Below are 14479 nucleotides of genomic sequence, written 5' to 3' on the forward strand. Positions count from 1 at the left end.
TCAGCTCGACCACACCTGCTGCGCGGCCTTCTGCCAGTCCGCGAGGATCGCGTCCAGCCGGTCGGGCTGCTGGAGGAACCTGATCAGCGCGGCGTCGGCGGTGGGCTGCAACGCGTCGCTGGAGTCGCGGTTGAAGAACTGGGTGATCTCCGCGGCCTCCTTGAGGTGTGCGCGTCCCTTTTGGACCAGCGGTGTGCCGGAGTCCTTCGCGCCGGGGTGCGTCGGCAGGACCGTGCCGGACGAGGCCTTGATGTAGACCTCCTGCCCCTCGGCGGTCGCCGCGTAGGTCAGGAACTCCTTGAGCTCCTTCACGTGCGGTGACTTGGCGCTCGCGAAGAACCCGTCGGTCGGGCCCTCCTCGGCCAGTGGAACGTTCGGGTCGATGATCGGGAACCGGAAGAAGTCGATGTCGTCGATCGCGTCCTTCGGCGCCGCGTCGGCGAAGAACGCGCCGGTGAGCAGCATGCCCGTGCGGCCCTGCACCATCGCGGTCGTGGCCTCCTGGAAGCCGATCGCGGTGCCGTTGGGGTCGGTGTACGGCAGCACCTCGCGCCACGGCGTGAAGATCGCCTTGACCTTCGGGTCGTCGAACCTCTTCCTGCCGGCCAGCAGTTCGCGGTGGAACGGCGCGCCGTTGACGCGGATGTTGAAGTAGTCGAACCAGGCGGCGGCCGTCCACGGCGAGTCCGAGCCCGCGCCCATGCCGAGCGGGATGACGCCCTTGCCCTGCAACGCCTCGCAGAGGTCGACGAACTCGGTCCACGTCTTCGGCGGGGTGACGCCCCACTTCGCGAAGTGGGACTTGCGGTAGAAGAAGCCCCACCAGTAGTAAGTCGTCGGCACGAACACCCTGCCGCTCAACGTCTTGAACGACTGGGGGTAGTCGCCCATCGTCTGCCAGACGTCGCTGATGTCGAGCAGCAGCCCCTTCTCCTCGTACCCCTTGAGCAGCGCACCGGGGTACCAGGTGAAGAGGTCGGGCGGGTTCGCCGAGGTGAGGTAGCTCGGCAGCTGGGTGCGGAAGGTCTCGGAGGCCACGGTGTTGACCGAGGCCTGCGCGCCCTTCTTGTCGTTGAACGCCTTCACCAGTGCGTCGATCGCCGCCTTCGCCGCGGGCGCCGACAGGTTCGACTGGATCGTGGCCGTGCCCGCGGTCTGGGCGACCGGGCCGGAGGACGCCGAGGTGGCGCAGGAAGCCGTGCCGCTGACCAGCAGCCCGGCACCCGCGGCGGCGGTGACGCGGAGGAAGTGACGCCTGTCCATGGCGGTTTAGGTTGCGCCCACGTCATGATCATGTCAAGAATAATTCATAATTTATGATGTGCCGTATGCTCTGACCCTATGAACGAGAAGCGGCTGCGCGGCGTGCACGGCCAGACCGTCGAGGCGCTGGCGGGCCGGATCCTGGCCGGCGAGATCGGCGAGGGCGACACGCTCGACCTGCCCGCGCTGCGCGAGGAGCTCGACGTCTCGCTGACGGCGCTGCGCGAGGCCCTGAAGGTGCTGTCGGCCAAGGGCATGATCGACGCGCGCCAGAAGCGCGGCACGTTCGTCCAGCCGCGCTCGTCGTGGAACCTGCTCGACACCGACGTGATGCGCTGGCAGACCCAGGCAGGCCCGGACCAGGGCCTGTTCGGCGAACTGACCGAGATGCGCGTGATCGTCGAACCCGCCGCCGCCCGCCTGGCCGCCGAGCGCGCCTCCGACGCCGACATCGAGGCGCTTTCGGCCGCTCTGGACCGCATGGACGCCGCCCGTGACCTCGCGGCGACCGTCCGCGCCGACCTCGACTTCCACCGGCTGCTGATGGCCGCCACGCACAACACGTTCCTGACCCAGGTCGAGCGGATCATCGCGATCGGTCTGGCGGAGCGGGACAAGCTGGTGCACGGGACCGTGGACGACGACCCGGTGCCGTCGCACCGCGAAGTGCTGGACGCCATCAAGGCCCGCGACCCCGAGGCGGCCTACGAGGCGATGCGGGCGCTGGTCGACAAGTCCGGCGCGGACCTCGACCGGCTGCGCTGAGTCTTGATCGATACGACACCATCGGGTACCGGTAAGACGGTTGTGAAAGACATTCACGTCCGCCAGCATCGGGCCTCATGCGCCTGATCACGCTCGCCGCCGCCGTGGCCCTGACGATCTCGGCAGCGCCCGTCGCCGTCGCGGCCCCCGCCGCGCCGAAGATCGCCACCTACAACGTGTTCATGCTGTCGCGGAACCTGTACCCGAACTGGGGTCAGGTCGCCCGCGCCGACCTGGTCGACAGCACCGGGGTGCTGAACGGCCAGGACGTCGTGGTGCTGCAGGAGGCGTTCGACAACACCGCCTCCGACCGGCTGCTCGCGAACCTGCGCGACACCTACCCGCACCAGACGCCGGTGCTCGGTCGCAGCAAGGCCGGCTGGGACGTGACGAGCGGGCGCTACAGCGACTCGACGCCGGAGGACGGCGGTGTCGCGGTGCTGAGCCGGTGGCCGATCACCACGCGCGTCCAGCACGTCTACCGGGACGGCTGCGGCGCGGACTGGTTCTCCAACAAGGGGTTCGCATACGTGCGGATCGACGCGCCGACCGGGCCGTTGCACGTGGTCGGCACGCACATGCAGGCCGAGGACTCGACGTGCACGAGCGCGCCCGGCGGCTACCGGGCCCGGCAGCGCGCGGAGATCAGGGCGTTCCTGACCGCGCGGAACATCCCGGCCCACGAGCCCGTCTACGTGGCCGGCGACATGAACGTGATCGGGGCGAGCGCCGAGTTCCAGCAGATGATCACCGATCTCGGCGCGCGGACGCCGGAGATCGGCGGGCACCCGTTCTCGTGGGACTGCGCGGACAACAGCGTCTGCCGCGACCAGTACGGGCCGCAGTACGCGTCGGAGCAGCTCGACTACGTGCTGACGGTCCAGGGACCGTTGCTGCGCAACGAGACGCGGCGCGTGAAGAGTCCGGAGTGGTCGATCTGGTCGTGGGGGCGCAAGTACACCTACAACGACCTGTCCGACCACTACCCGGTCTTCGCTAGCTGAGCGCGGACAGGAGCCGCTTCGCCTGCACCACCGCCTTGCTCGCACCCTTGCGGGCGGCCACCTCCCCGAGTCCCTCCACGGTGCCGCCCGGCCGGAGCTGCTGGGCCAGTTCGACGGCGAGCTCGACCAGGTCCGCGACCCTGTTGTGCGACCACGCCTTCGGCAGCGCGGCCGCCACGACGCCCCAGACCTGGGCCGCCGCACCGGACCGGGCGATGTCGCGCAGGCACGGCACGATCCGGTTCGGCGCCAGTCCGCCGTGCTCCAGCAGCCGGCCGATGACCTCGCCCAGTGCCCTGCCGTCGAACTGCCCGCGGGCGGCGAGGACCAGCACCGCGTCGACGGCCTGGGCGCGGCCGACGACCGATTCGGTGCCGAGGCCGTACGCGAGCGCCAGGGTGGTGGCGACACCGATCGGACCGTGGGCCCGCGCGATGCCCGGCAGCATCGCGCCGTCGTTGCCCGACGACCCGCGCCGGTGGGCGAGGTGCGGGACGAGGTGCGCGGCGACGACCTCCCGCCGGGCGGGCAGGACGAGCGGCCACCAGTCCAGCAACGACTCCCAGTCGCTGTGGCCGAACCACTCCTCCTCCGGCTCGGGAAGACCCGGTTCGACCGTGACCAGCAGCCGGACCTCTTCCCTGCGCGGCAGGACGTACGGGTCGGTGCGCCGGCGTTCGACCAGCTCCACCACCGGCTCGGTGACGTCCGCCAGCCACGCGCGCAGCACCTGCCCGGCCTTGCTCGTGAGCGAGGAGAACTCCTCCGGCCGGGTGTCGCGCGGCAGGCGGTGGTAGGCCTGCCTGAGGTCACGCGGGCCCGGTTCCCAGTCCCCCGCCTCGGCCTTCGCGAGCCGTTCGAGCAGCGTCGCGGCGTCGAGCAGGCCGGACGTCTCGGTGGGCGTCGACACCAGGGCCGGGCGCGGTGCCCTCAGCAGGTCCCTGGCGATCTCGCGCAACCGGCCGGCGAGCCGCTGGCCGGGACACCCCGGTTCGTCCCTGCCCAGGTTCTCGGCGTCCACCACCGGTTCCGGGTGGCCGGTCGGCTGCACGACGTCGGCCGCGGCGGTCACGACCGTGGTGAACACCGAGCGGCAGTTGGGCCAGGAGCGTTCGAGGAAGGCCTCGGCGTCCACACGGGTGCGGATCCACGGGTTCTTCTCCCGCAGGGGCGCGAACGCTCGCACGAGCGCTTCCCTGTCCTGCCAGGCGAACCGGACCAGGGCTTCGAGGACCCGTTCCGCGGCCACGGGCTCGATGTGGCTCGCGGTGCGGGTGAGCAGGCCGCCCACCTCGGCGGTCAGCTCGTCGAGCGTGGCGATCGGGTCCGGCCACGGACTGGGCGTGAAACCCGCGAGTTCCGGGGTCTCCCCGGCGGCGGTCTCGACGCCGAACCGGGCGGCGAGGTCGGCCGGGAGCTGCTCGGCCAGCGCCCGCAGCTCGGACCTGGTGTCCGCGCGGATCTTCGTCTGGAGCCCGGAGACCAGGTCGACGGCCTGGCCGCGCAGGTCGTCCGACTCGTGCGCGAACAGCTCCGCGACGGTCAGCACCACCTCGTCCGGCTTCTCCTGCGCGTGCCGGGCGACCCACGCCAGCTGCGCGCGGATGAGCTTCTTCTCCGTGCGGCCGAACACCGACCGGCTCGCCTCCGCGACCAGGTCGAAGTCGAGTTCTCCCGCCTCGTCCACGGACTTCAGCCGCTCCTGGGCGAGTGCCGCCACGGTCGATCGCGAGTCCGGCAGCATCGCGAGGTAGTCCCGGGCGTGCTCGGTGGTCTCCTCGGGCGTGACCCTGATGGCCGCGTGCAGGTCCAGGATCCCCTTCACGTCCGCCTGCACACCGCCCTGCTGCAGGCGCGCCAGGCAGCCGTCGAGGAGCACCCGCCGGTCCGTCCGGGAGCACAGGAACTCCCGCACCGACCTGTCGAAGTGCACGCCGGCGCCCGGAACTTCCAGCAGGCGCGGAAGCAGCACGTCGAACCCCGGACGCCACCGCTCGTGCCCGTCGAACGCCAGCAGGTGCAGCAGGAAACCGTCGGAGTCCGGCGGGTTCTCCCCGCAGAGCTCCATGATCACGCTGTACAGGTCGTGCCGGTCGAGGTCCCGTGTCGGCATCCTGGACGCGAGCCTCGTGACGAGGTCCGCCTTCCAGGGGACGTCGCGGTGGCGCAGCACGTCCAGCAGCACGCCGATGCCGTCGTCCGGGAACAGGCGGTGGTACCAGATGCGGTACCGGACGAGCCACGGCGTGAGCGTGGCGGCACCGGGCAGCAGCCCGGCGCCGGTGATCGCCATCGCGGTGGGGTGCTCCCAGTTCCGGCTTGCCGCGCGGAGCTGCTTCTCGTACGCCACCAGGTCCTTCGCGCGTTCGGCGCGTTCCTCCGGCGTGAGGCTCTTGAGCACCTCGCCGAGCGCGAGCACCTGACGGGACTCGATCAGCGCCCGGATGCGGTCGAAGCTCATGCCGTGCTCCCGAGCGCGCTCGCCAGCCTCTTCGCCTGCACCACGGTCTTGCTGGAACCCTTGCGGGCGGCCACTTCGGCGAGCCCCTCCACGTCCCCGCCTGGCTGGAGCAGCTGGGCCAGTTCGACGGCGAGCTCGACGACCTCGGAAGCCCTGTTGTGGGACCACAGGCGCGGCAACAGGACCGTCAGCGCCTCCCAGACCTGCTGCGCCGCACCGGAACGCGCCGCGTCGCGCACGCCGGGCACGACCCGGTTCAGCGAGACGTCGCCCTGGTCGAGCACCCGTCCCACGAGATCGCCGAGCGTGCTGCCGTCGAGCTGGCCGCGTGCGGCGAGGACCAGCATCGCGTCGACCGCGTACGCCCGGTTGACGGTCAGCTCGGCGCCGAGCCCGAGGACGAGGGCGAGGTGCAGGGCGGGACCCGCCGGGCCGTGCGCCTCCGCGAGCATCGGCAACAGCGGGCCGTCGCTGCCCTTCGACGCCGTGCGCGCACGGAAGTGCGGGATCAGGTGAGCGGCGGTGATCTCGCGTTGGGCCGGCAGCAGCGACGGCCACCACTCGAGCTGCAGACCCCACTCGTCGTGGTGGCGCAGGCTCAGTTCCGGCTCCTCCAGGCCGGGGACGACCACGGCGTACAGGCCGGTGTCGGTGGGCGGTGGTGACTGCCAGCTGTAGTCGTAGGTGTAGGTCCGCTCGGTGATGCTGATCTCGGGCTCGGTCCTGGCCGCGAGCCACTCGCGGACCTTCACCGCCGCCTCGCTCGGGAGAGCCGAGAACAGGGCGGGATCGGTGTCGCGGGGCAGGCGCGCGACGGCCTGCCGCAGGTCCCGCCGCCACGGTTCCCAGCCCTCGGTCTTGGCGCGGGACAACCGTTCGACGAGGGTGGCGGGCTCGAGCAGACCGGACATCTCGGTGGGCGTGGAGACCAGTGCCGGCTTCGGCAGGTGCACGAGCCCCTGGGCGATCTCGTACAGCCGCTTCGCGAGGTCGTCCGCCGGCACCGGCTGGGGGTGTTCCGCCTTCCGGTTGCGGGCGAAGTCCAGCTCCGAACTCACCTGCTGCCGCAGAGGCTTCGGCTTGCGACGCGCGGCGATGATCACGTTGATGAACTCCGACCGCGGGTCGTGGTCGTCGTCGGGGTGTTGCTCGCGGTACTCGAACCACGGGTGCTTGTCGTAGAGCGGCTGGATCGCCTTGGAGAGCGCATCACGGTCCCGCCAGGCGAACCGGACGAGAGCCTCGACGATCCGTTCCGCGGTGGACGGCACGAGGTGGCCGGAGCTGCGCGCGAACGACCCCATCAGCTCGGCGGTCAGTTCGTCGAGCGTCGCGATCGGCTCGGGGAACGGGGCGGGTGCGAACGCAGCCAGTTCCACGGCCTCGTCCTGGACCGCGGTGCCTCCCAGCTGGCGGGCGAGGTCACCCGGAAGCCGTTCGGCCAGCGCGCGGATCTCGGCCCTGGTCGCCTCGCCGACGTCCCCGAGGTGCTTCACGATCAGCTTGACCGCTTGGCCGCGCAGGTCGTCCGACTCGTGCGCGAACAGCTCCGCGACGGTCAGCACCACCTCGTCGGGACGGGCCCCGGCGTGCTTGCCGAGCCACGTGAGCTGGGAGCGGACGAGCTTCTTCTCGGTGCGGCCGAACACCCACCGGCTCGCGTCGCACAGCAGCTCGAAGTCGAGCCTTCCGGTGTCGTCACAGCGCTTCAGCTGGTGCTGCGCGAGGTTCGCGACGGTCGACCGCGAGTCCGGCAGCATCGCCACGTAGTCCCGCGCGTGCTCGACCGCCTCGTCCACCGTCACCTGGAGGACGTCGTGCAGCGCGAGGAAACCTTCCATCTCCTTCGCCGCACCACCCTGCTGGAGGCGGGCGAGGCAACCGTCGAGCAGCACCTCGCGCTCGGCACGGTCCCGCAGGAACGACTGCCAGGGAGGACTGCCGGCGAGGATCGCCCCGGAACCGACCGCGTCCAGCATCCGCGGGATCAGCGCGTCGAACGCGGGCCTCCACCTGGCCTGGTCGCGGAAGTCCAGGAAGTGCAACAGGAACCCGTCGGAGTCCGGAGGGGCGTCCCCGCAGAACTCCAGCACCACCTGCAGCAGGTCGCGGCGCCAACGCTCCCGTGACGGCATCTTCGCGGCAAGTCTCGTGACGAGATCGGGCAGCCACGGGAGGTCCCGGCTCCGCAGCACGCCGATCAGCACACCGATCTCGTCGGTGGCGTAGAACGCCGAGGTCCGGTAGCGGACGAGCCACGGAGTGAGCGCGGACGCGTTGGGCAGCAGGCCGGCACCCGCGATGGCGAGCGTCGACCCGTGGTGCCAGGGATCGTCCCCTGCCCGGTGCGCCTTCTCGTACGCGATCAGGTCCTTGGCCAGAACCTTCCGCTGCTCGGGAGTGAGCGCCCTCAGCGCTGCGCCGAGCGGGGCGCAGTCGTCGGCCTCGATCAGCGCCTGGATCTCCTCGAAGCTCACGCCCTGCCCCTGACCATGTCCGCCGCCAGCACGTGCTTGCACTTGCCGCGGCCACCGCGGTACTCGGCCCACCACTGGCAGGTGCAGGCCTCGCCGTTCACGCGGTAGGAACCGACCACGGCGGTGTCGCCGTCCCAGCTCACCGCGTTCTGCGCGACGAGCGCCTTCGCGTTGCGCAGCCGGGGGTTCATGGCCTCGACGTCGATGCCGCCGTAGGGCAGTTCGCGGTGGAAGTACGAGGCTTCGGCGAGGTCGTAGCCCACCCGTCCCGCCGTGCCGAGCTGCGCCAGGGCGTCCTTGACCCTGGCGGTGGTGAGGCCGGAGCGGTCGACCAGGTCGGCGACGTCCACGCGGGGCTCGAAGTCGAGCAGCGCGCCGACGAGTTCGGCGTCGGTGTCGGCGTCCCCGGCCGCGAGTCCGTCGAGGACGGCGCCCTCACCGGACAGGCCGCGCGTCACCTCGGGTGAGAGGACGAGCGTCAGGCGCTGCGAGCCGAGGTCGACCTCCCAGCCGCTCGCGACGGGTTTGCCGTCGGTGGGCGGGCCGTAGAGGCGGACGGCCTTCGCGAAGCGCAGCAACGGGAGCAGCGTCTCGAGGCGGTTCGGGCCGGCGAGGCACACGGCGTTCGCGGAGGCCGTTCCACTGAGCCGCAACGACTTCCCGGCCGGCACCGCCCACACCGCCGCACGGCCCTTGGGCAGCGTCTTGAGGAACCGCTGGGCGTCCATCGGCGACAGTTCGGCCCTGAGGTCGAACTGCGAGGTGAGGACCTGGGTCTCGGCGAACCCGCGCAACCAGCGCGGGGGCAGCGGGACCTTCTTCTCGACGACGGCACCGTCGAGCGTACCGACCTCGACCTGGTCGGGCCCGACCGTGAGGTGCAACGGATCGCCCTTGGTGACGCGGGCGAGCGCGCGCCGCAGCGGTTCGTTGACGTCGACGTTCGTGGTGCCGCGGTCGTGCACCTCGCCGTCGAGCGCGTCCCCCAGCACGTCCAGCCGCGCGTAAACGCCGCAGCAGCCCGAGAACGACTCGAAGCGCAACCGGTCGCCGTTGCAGGTGACGACCGGGTCGCGGAGGCGTTCACCGGTGGGCTGGAAGTACCGGGTGCCCGCGATCTTCGCGATGGCGAGCAACGCCGTGGCGGCCTGCTGCGAGTCGCCGAGGAACCCGGTGAAGAAGCGCGGGTTCGGCGCCCTGCCGCCGGAGGTCTGGAGTCCCAGGGCGCGCCGCGTCTCGTCGAGCCGCGAGTCCGCCACGTAGGCGTACGAGTGCATCGCGCCACTTTAAGGAACACACGTTCGACTCGGCAGGTGTTTGATCAAACGTACCGGCGCAGCAGGTCCTCCTCGGTCTCCCGGCGCACGACCGGCCGTGCCACCCCGTCCTTCACGGCCACGACGGGCGGCCGGCACACCTGGTTGTAGTTCGAGGCCAGGGCGTGGTGGTAGGCGCCCGTCACGGGCACGGCGAGCAGGTCCCCCGCGTGCACGTCGTGTGGCAGCAACACGTCTTCAGCCAGCACATCGCCTGCCTCACAATGCCTTCCGACCACCGTCACCGGCTTCGGTTTCCCGCCCCGGCCGACCAACCGAACGGAGTACTTGGCGCCGTACAGGGCGGGCCGCGGGTTGTCGCTCATGCCACCGTCGACGGCGACGAACGTGCGCGTGAGGCCGTGCTTGACCGCGCACACCCGGTACAGCGTGACGCCGGCGTTCGCGACGATCGACCGCCCGGGCTCGACGAGCAGCCGCGGCGGCGGCACGCGGTGGACACCGCACTCGTAGTTCAGCGTGCCGGTGACGCGGTGCGCGAACCCGGCGAGGTCGAAGGCCGTGTCCCCGGCGAGGTAGGGGGCCTGGAAGCCACCGCCGAGGTCGAGCTGCCCGATCCTGGTGCCGCAGGAGGCGATCAGGCCGACCATGCGCCGCACCGCCTCCTCGTAGCTCGCGACGTGCCGGACCTGCGACCCGATGTGGCAGTGCAGGCCCACGAGCTCGAGCGACGGCTGGTCGACGACGCGCAGGACCGCTTCGAGCGCGGCGCCGGAGGCCAGCGAGAAGCCGAACTTCTGGTCCTCGACCCCGGTCGCGATCTTGGCGTGCGTGTGGGCGTCGACGCCGGGCGTCACGCGGATCATGACCTGCTGGCCGCGCGTGGCCAGTGCGCCGAGCTGGGCGATCTCGTCGAGCGAGTCGACGACGATCCGGGAGACGCCGTGCTCCAGCGCGGCCTTGAGGTCCTCTGCCGTTTTCACGTTCCCGTGCAGGATGATCCGCTCCGCCGGGAAGCCCGCGGCCCTGGCCAGCGCGAGTTCCCCGGCCGACGAGACGTCGAGGGACAGGCCCTCCTGCGCCATCCACCGGTAGACCTCGGGGCAGGGCAACGACTTGCCCGCGAACACCACCTCCGCGCCGGGAAGTGCCGCGCGGAAGGCCTGCGCCCTGGCGCGGACCGTCCGCTCGTCCAGGACCTGGCACGGGGTGCCGAAGCGGGCAGCCAGTTCCGTGGCGGGGACTCCACCGAGGACCAGGTCCTGTCCGGCGAGGCGGGTGCCGTCCGGCCAGAGACCCTCTTCCAGCACCGGTTCGGTGGAACATCCGATGCTGGGCAACAACTCCGCGAGTGTCATGCGTTCAGCACACGCCCGGCGGGTGTGTGCTGGACAGGCCCCGGACGAGACCCTGACACGCGCGGCGGTGACCTTGACGGGATTCTGACGGACGGGGTGGCGGGGGCCACAGCACAGCGCACCCCGGTCGGCGGGACCACTGCGGGTTCCCGGCCGCTGCCTGCGCGATCCCGGCGAGGAGTTCGCGTTCCCCGGCGTCGGTCACACCTCGAAGCGGTACCCCATGCCCGGCTCGGTGATCAGGTGCCGCGGGTGCGCGGGGTCGTCCTCCAGCTTGCGGCGCAGCTGGGCGAAGTAGACGCGCAGGTACTGCGACTCGTTCACGTGCATCGGCCCCCACACCTCCTGCAGCAGCTGCTTCTGCGACACGAGCCGGCCCGGGTTGCGCGCGAGGATCTCGACCAGGCCCCACTCGGTCGGCGTCAGGTGCACCTCGTGGCCGTCGCGCCGCACCTTCTTCGCCGCCAGGTCGACCACGAACGACGCCGTCTCGACCACCGGGTCGCCCGCCTCGCGCGCGACGTTGCGGCGCACGGCCGCGCGCAGCCTGGCCAGCAGTTCGTCCATGCCGAACGGCTTGGTGACGTAGTCGTCCGCGCCCGCGTCCAGGGCCTCGACCTTGGCCGACGAGTCGGTGCGCGCCGACAGCACGATGATCGGGATCGTGGACCAGCCGCGCAGGCCGGCGATCACGTCCACGCCGTCGATGTCGGGCAGGCCGAGGTCGAGCACGACCACGTCGGGTTTGCCCTCGACGGCCACGCCCAGCGCGGATTTGCCGTCATAGGCCGTCATCACGTCGTAGCCCCGTGCGCTGAGGTTGATCCTCAGCGCACGCACGATCTGCGGTTCGTCGTCAACCACCAGTACGGAGGTCATGTGCTCTCCTCGTAGGCGGGCAGCGAGATGACCACGGTCAGCCCGCCTCCCGGTGTGTCCTCGGCGCTGATCTCGCCGCCCATGGCGGCGATGAAGCCCTTCGCGACGCTCAGCCCCAGGCCGATGCCCGGACCCGTGCGGTCGCCGAGCCGCTGGAACGGCGCGAACACCTTGTGCGCCGCCTTCTTCGGCAGACCGGGCCCGTGGTCCACGATCCGCAGTTCGACGGACGAGCCGTGGCGGCTGGCGCGGATCACGACCGGTGACGGGCTCCCGTGGCGCACGGCGTTGTCGACCACGTTCGCGATCACGCGCTCCAGCAGCCCCAGGTCGGCGAGCACGGGCGGCAGGTCCTCGGCCACCACCACCGACACCTCTCCCCCGACCCCGGTGAGCGCCCGCGCGACGACCTCGTAGTACCCGACCGGCCGCAGCACCGGCTCGACCGACCCGGTGGCGAGCCGCGACGAGTCCAGCAGGTTGTCCACCAGGCCGGTCAGCCGGTCCGCCGACTCCTCCACGGTCGCCATCAACTCCGAGACGTCCTCTTCGGACAGTGGCAGCGAGTCGTCCCGCAGGCTCCCGATCGCCGCCTTGATCGACGTCAGCGGGGTGCGCAGGTCGTGTCCCACCGCCGAGAGCAACGCCGTGCGCAGCTCCGACGTCTCCGCTTTGCGTTGCGCCTTCAGGGCATCCGCGGCCATGCGCTGCTGGCGCAGTGCGACGAACGCCTGTCCCGCCGCCGCTTCCAGCACGCGCTGGTCGCTCGCGGGCAGCACGCGCCCGCTCAGCCTCAGCCGCACGTCGCCGGTGACCGTCACCTCGGTCACCGGACCGGAGTCCCGTCCCGCGTGCTCGGCGCACGTCCACGCCCCGTCCTGGCGCTCGACCAGCTCGACTGACTCCAGCCCGAAGTTCTCCCGGATCTTCTCCAGCAGGCGCGTGAGCGGATAGGGCGACGTGAGCACGGTCCGCGAGTAGGAGGCGAGCAACGCGGCTTCGGTCCGCGCCCGCGCGCCCTGCTCCGCCAGCCGCGCGGCCCGGTCGACGGTCAACGCCACCACGGTCGCGACGACCACCATGGCCACCAGCGTGATCACGTTCTCCGGCGTCTGCACGGCGAGGCTGTAGTAGGGCTCGGTGAAGAAGTAGTTGAGCATCCCGGCGCCCAGAACCGCGCAGAACAACGCCGGTCCCAGCCCGCCCGCGATCGCCACCACGCACGTGACCAGCAGGAACGCCACCAGGTCGGTCGAGAAGTCCAGCTCGTCGCGCCACAGCATGCCCAGCGCCGTGACGGCGGCGGGCAGCAGCAGCGACAGGGCCCAGCCGGCCGCACGCCGTTTCCACGACAGCGGGTCCACGCCGATCTTCCACCGCAGACCGCGCCGCGACTCGTCGTGCGTGACCATGTGCACGTCGATCGCGCCGGACTCCTGCACGACGGCCGCGCCGATGCCCTCGTCGAACGCCCGTGCCACGCGGGACCGGCGCGAGGTGCCGAGCACGAGCTGGGTCGCGTTGACCCCGCGGGCGAACTCCAGCAACGCCGTCGGCACGTCGTCGCCGACCACCGTGTGGAACGTCGCGCCGACGTCCTCGGTGATCTTGCGGGACCGGGCGACGTGCTCGGGCGTCACGCCGGACAGCCCGTCCCCTCGCATCACGTGCACCACCAGGAGTTCCGCGCCCGCCCGGGTCGCGATCCGGCGCGCCCGGCGGATCAGCGTCTCGCTCTCCGGTCCGCCGGTGATCGAGACGACGACCCGTTCCCTGGTCTCCCAGGTGTCGGTGATGTCCTTCTCGCTGCGGTACCGCTGCAACGCGACGTCCACCTGGTCCGCCACCCACAGCAACGCGAGCTCGCGCAACGCCGTCAGGTTGCCGAGCCGGAAGTAGTTGCCCAGCGCGGCGTCTATCCGGTGCGCGGGGTAGACGTTGCCGTGCGCCAGGCGCCGCCGCAACGCCTCGGGCGTGATGTCGATCAGCTCGACCTGCTCGGCGCGGCGGACCACCTCGTCCGGCACGGTCTCCCGCTGCCGCACCCCGGTGATCCGCTCCACGACGTCGTTCAGCGACTCCAGGTGCTGCACGTTCACGGTCGACAGGACGTCGATGCCCGCCTCCAGCAGTTCCTCGACGTCCTGCCAGCGCTTCTCGTTGCGCGAACCCGGCGCGTTGGTGTGCGCGAGCTCGTCGACCACGACGACCTCGGGCCTGCGGGCGAGCACCGCGTCGACGTCCATTTCGGACACTTCGAGGTCGCGGTGCCGCACCGCCCTGCGCGGCACCACTTCGAGGCCGTCGAGCAGGGAGGCGGTCTTGTCCCGGCCGTGGGTCTCCACGAGTCCGACGACCACCTCCGTGCCGCGCTCCCGGCGCCGGTGGGCCTCGCCGAGCACGGCGAAGGTCTTGCCGACGCCGGGAGCGGCGCCGAGGTAGATCCTCAGCTCACCCCGGCGACCGTCAACGGGCACTGTCGAGGGCACGGTTCAGCGCGGTCACGTTGACGGTGGTGGTGAAGGTGCCCGAGGTCGCGGCGGCGACCAGCTCGCGCACCCTCTCCACCGGCAGCCCGGACGCGCGCGCCACGCGGGGCACCTGCAACGCCGCGTACTCCGGGCTGATGTGCGGGTCGAGGCCGGACGCGGACGCCGTCACGGCGTCCTGCGGGACCTGGCTCTCGGGCACGCCCTCGCGTTGCGCCACAGCCGTCCGGCGCTCGGCGACGACCTTCGTGTAGTCCTCGTTGATCTCGCTCTTGTTGGAGCCGCCGGACGCGGGCAGCGTGGCGGCGGACGGGCGGGGCACGAAGTACCGGTCGCCCTCCCGCGGCACCGCGACCAGCGTGGTGTCCACGGCCTCGGCGTTGGCGTGCAGGCCGGGGATCCGCGAGACGCCCCACACCGACAGCGGGTAGAGCACGCCGAGGAGCACCGTGAGGGCGAGCAGGATCCGCAGACCCGCCCACGACTGCTTGAGGAAGTTGTTCATG

General features: G+C 71.3%; 10 protein-coding genes. 2 read left to right on the forward strand and 8 right to left on the reverse strand.

Translation table 11 applies throughout. From position 1 onward, the window contains the following. Entirely contained in the window at positions 1–1263 is a 1263-nt protein-coding gene (locus tag BMY74_RS06165) for an ABC transporter substrate-binding protein (protein WP_089910972.1), read from the reverse strand. 78 nt (positions 1264–1341) lie between these two features. On the opposite strand from BMY74_RS06165, the gene BMY74_RS06170 reads away from it, so the two are divergent. Together BMY74_RS06170 and sph are read left to right on the forward strand one after the other, a co-directional pair. Next, positions 1342–2028: a FadR/GntR family transcriptional regulator gene (locus tag BMY74_RS06170; protein WP_089910975.1), complete on the forward strand. Its 687-nt coding sequence runs from the start codon at positions 1342–1344 to the stop codon at positions 2026–2028. Positions 2029–2105: 77 nt separating this feature from the next. After that, complete coding sequence (gene sph / locus BMY74_RS06175; protein WP_089910978.1) at positions 2106–3032, forward strand: sphingomyelin phosphodiesterase; 927 nt, start codon at positions 2106–2108, stop codon at positions 3030–3032. Here the strand turns inward: sph and BMY74_RS06180 are convergent. The 7 genes from BMY74_RS06180 to BMY74_RS06210 form a co-directional block, all read right to left on the reverse strand. Then, positions 3025–5493 (reverse strand): hypothetical protein, encoded by a 2469-nt coding sequence (locus BMY74_RS06180; RefSeq protein ID WP_089910981.1) that lies wholly within the window; start codon positions 5491–5493, stop codon positions 3025–3027. The two genes, sph and BMY74_RS06180, sit on opposite strands and share 8 nt — an antisense overlap. Beyond that, a complete protein-coding gene (locus tag BMY74_RS06185) occupies positions 5490–7970 on the reverse strand; it encodes a DUF6493 family protein (RefSeq protein ID WP_089910984.1) in 2481 nt (826 codons plus the stop codon). The genes BMY74_RS06180 and BMY74_RS06185 overlap by 4 nt, the downstream gene beginning before the upstream one ends. Continuing rightward, on the reverse strand, positions 7967–9247 hold the full coding sequence (locus tag BMY74_RS06190) for an SWIM zinc finger family protein (RefSeq protein ID WP_089910987.1): 1281 nt from the start codon (positions 9245–9247) through the stop codon (positions 7967–7969). Before BMY74_RS06190 ends, BMY74_RS06185 begins: the two co-directional genes overlap by 4 nt. A 44-nt stretch (positions 9248–9291) precedes the next feature. Beyond that, complete coding sequence (gene lysA / locus BMY74_RS06195; RefSeq protein WP_089910989.1) at positions 9292–10605, reverse strand: diaminopimelate decarboxylase; 1314 nt, start codon at positions 10603–10605, stop codon at positions 9292–9294. 201 nt (positions 10606–10806) lie between these two features. Next, positions 10807–11484, reverse strand: coding sequence for a response regulator (locus tag BMY74_RS06200; RefSeq protein ID WP_089910991.1), 678 nt, complete (start codon positions 11482–11484; stop codon positions 10807–10809). After that, entirely contained in the window at positions 11481–13961 is a 2481-nt protein-coding gene (locus BMY74_RS06205) for a sensor histidine kinase (RefSeq protein ID WP_245785931.1), read from the reverse strand. The genes BMY74_RS06200 and BMY74_RS06205 overlap by 4 nt, the downstream gene beginning before the upstream one ends. Then, the gene (locus tag BMY74_RS06210; RefSeq protein WP_089910997.1) at positions 13951–14478 is read right to left on the reverse strand and encodes a potassium-transporting ATPase subunit C; all 528 of its coding nucleotides are present in this window, start codon (positions 14476–14478) and stop codon (positions 13951–13953) included. The genes BMY74_RS06205 and BMY74_RS06210 overlap by 11 nt, the downstream gene beginning before the upstream one ends. Between the last annotated feature and the right edge of the window lies 1 nt (position 14479).

It is taken from the genome of Lentzea albida (assembly GCF_900111005.1).
GTDB lineage: Bacteria > Actinomycetota > Actinomycetes > Mycobacteriales > Pseudonocardiaceae > Lentzea > Lentzea albida.

What these genes read in the sequence shown, in the direction of transcription:
- sph (WP_089910978.1), top strand. Translation starts at nt 2,106, where the DNA reads ATGCGCCTGATCACGCTCGCCGCCGCCGTGGCCCTGACGATCTCGGCA.
- lysA (WP_089910989.1), bottom strand. Translation starts at nt 10,605, where the DNA reads ATGACACTCGCGGAGTTGTTGCCCAGCATCGGATGTTCCACCGAACCG.
- BMY74_RS06210 (WP_089910997.1), bottom strand. Translation starts at nt 14,478, where the DNA reads ATGAACAACTTCCTCAAGCAGTCGTGGGCGGGTCTGCGGATCCTGCTC.
- BMY74_RS06170 (WP_089910975.1), top strand. Translation starts at nt 1,342, where the DNA reads ATGAACGAGAAGCGGCTGCGCGGCGTGCACGGCCAGACCGTCGAGGCG.
- BMY74_RS06190 (WP_089910987.1), bottom strand. Translation starts at nt 9,247, where the DNA reads ATGCACTCGTACGCCTACGTGGCGGACTCGCGGCTCGACGAGACGCGG.
- BMY74_RS06180 (WP_089910981.1), bottom strand. Translation starts at nt 5,493, where the DNA reads ATGAGCTTCGACCGCATCCGGGCGCTGATCGAGTCCCGTCAGGTGCTC.
- BMY74_RS06200 (WP_089910991.1), bottom strand. Translation starts at nt 11,484, where the DNA reads ATGACCTCCGTACTGGTGGTTGACGACGAACCGCAGATCGTGCGTGCG.
- BMY74_RS06165 (WP_089910972.1), bottom strand. Translation starts at nt 1,263, where the DNA reads ATGGACAGGCGTCACTTCCTCCGCGTCACCGCCGCCGCGGGTGCCGGG.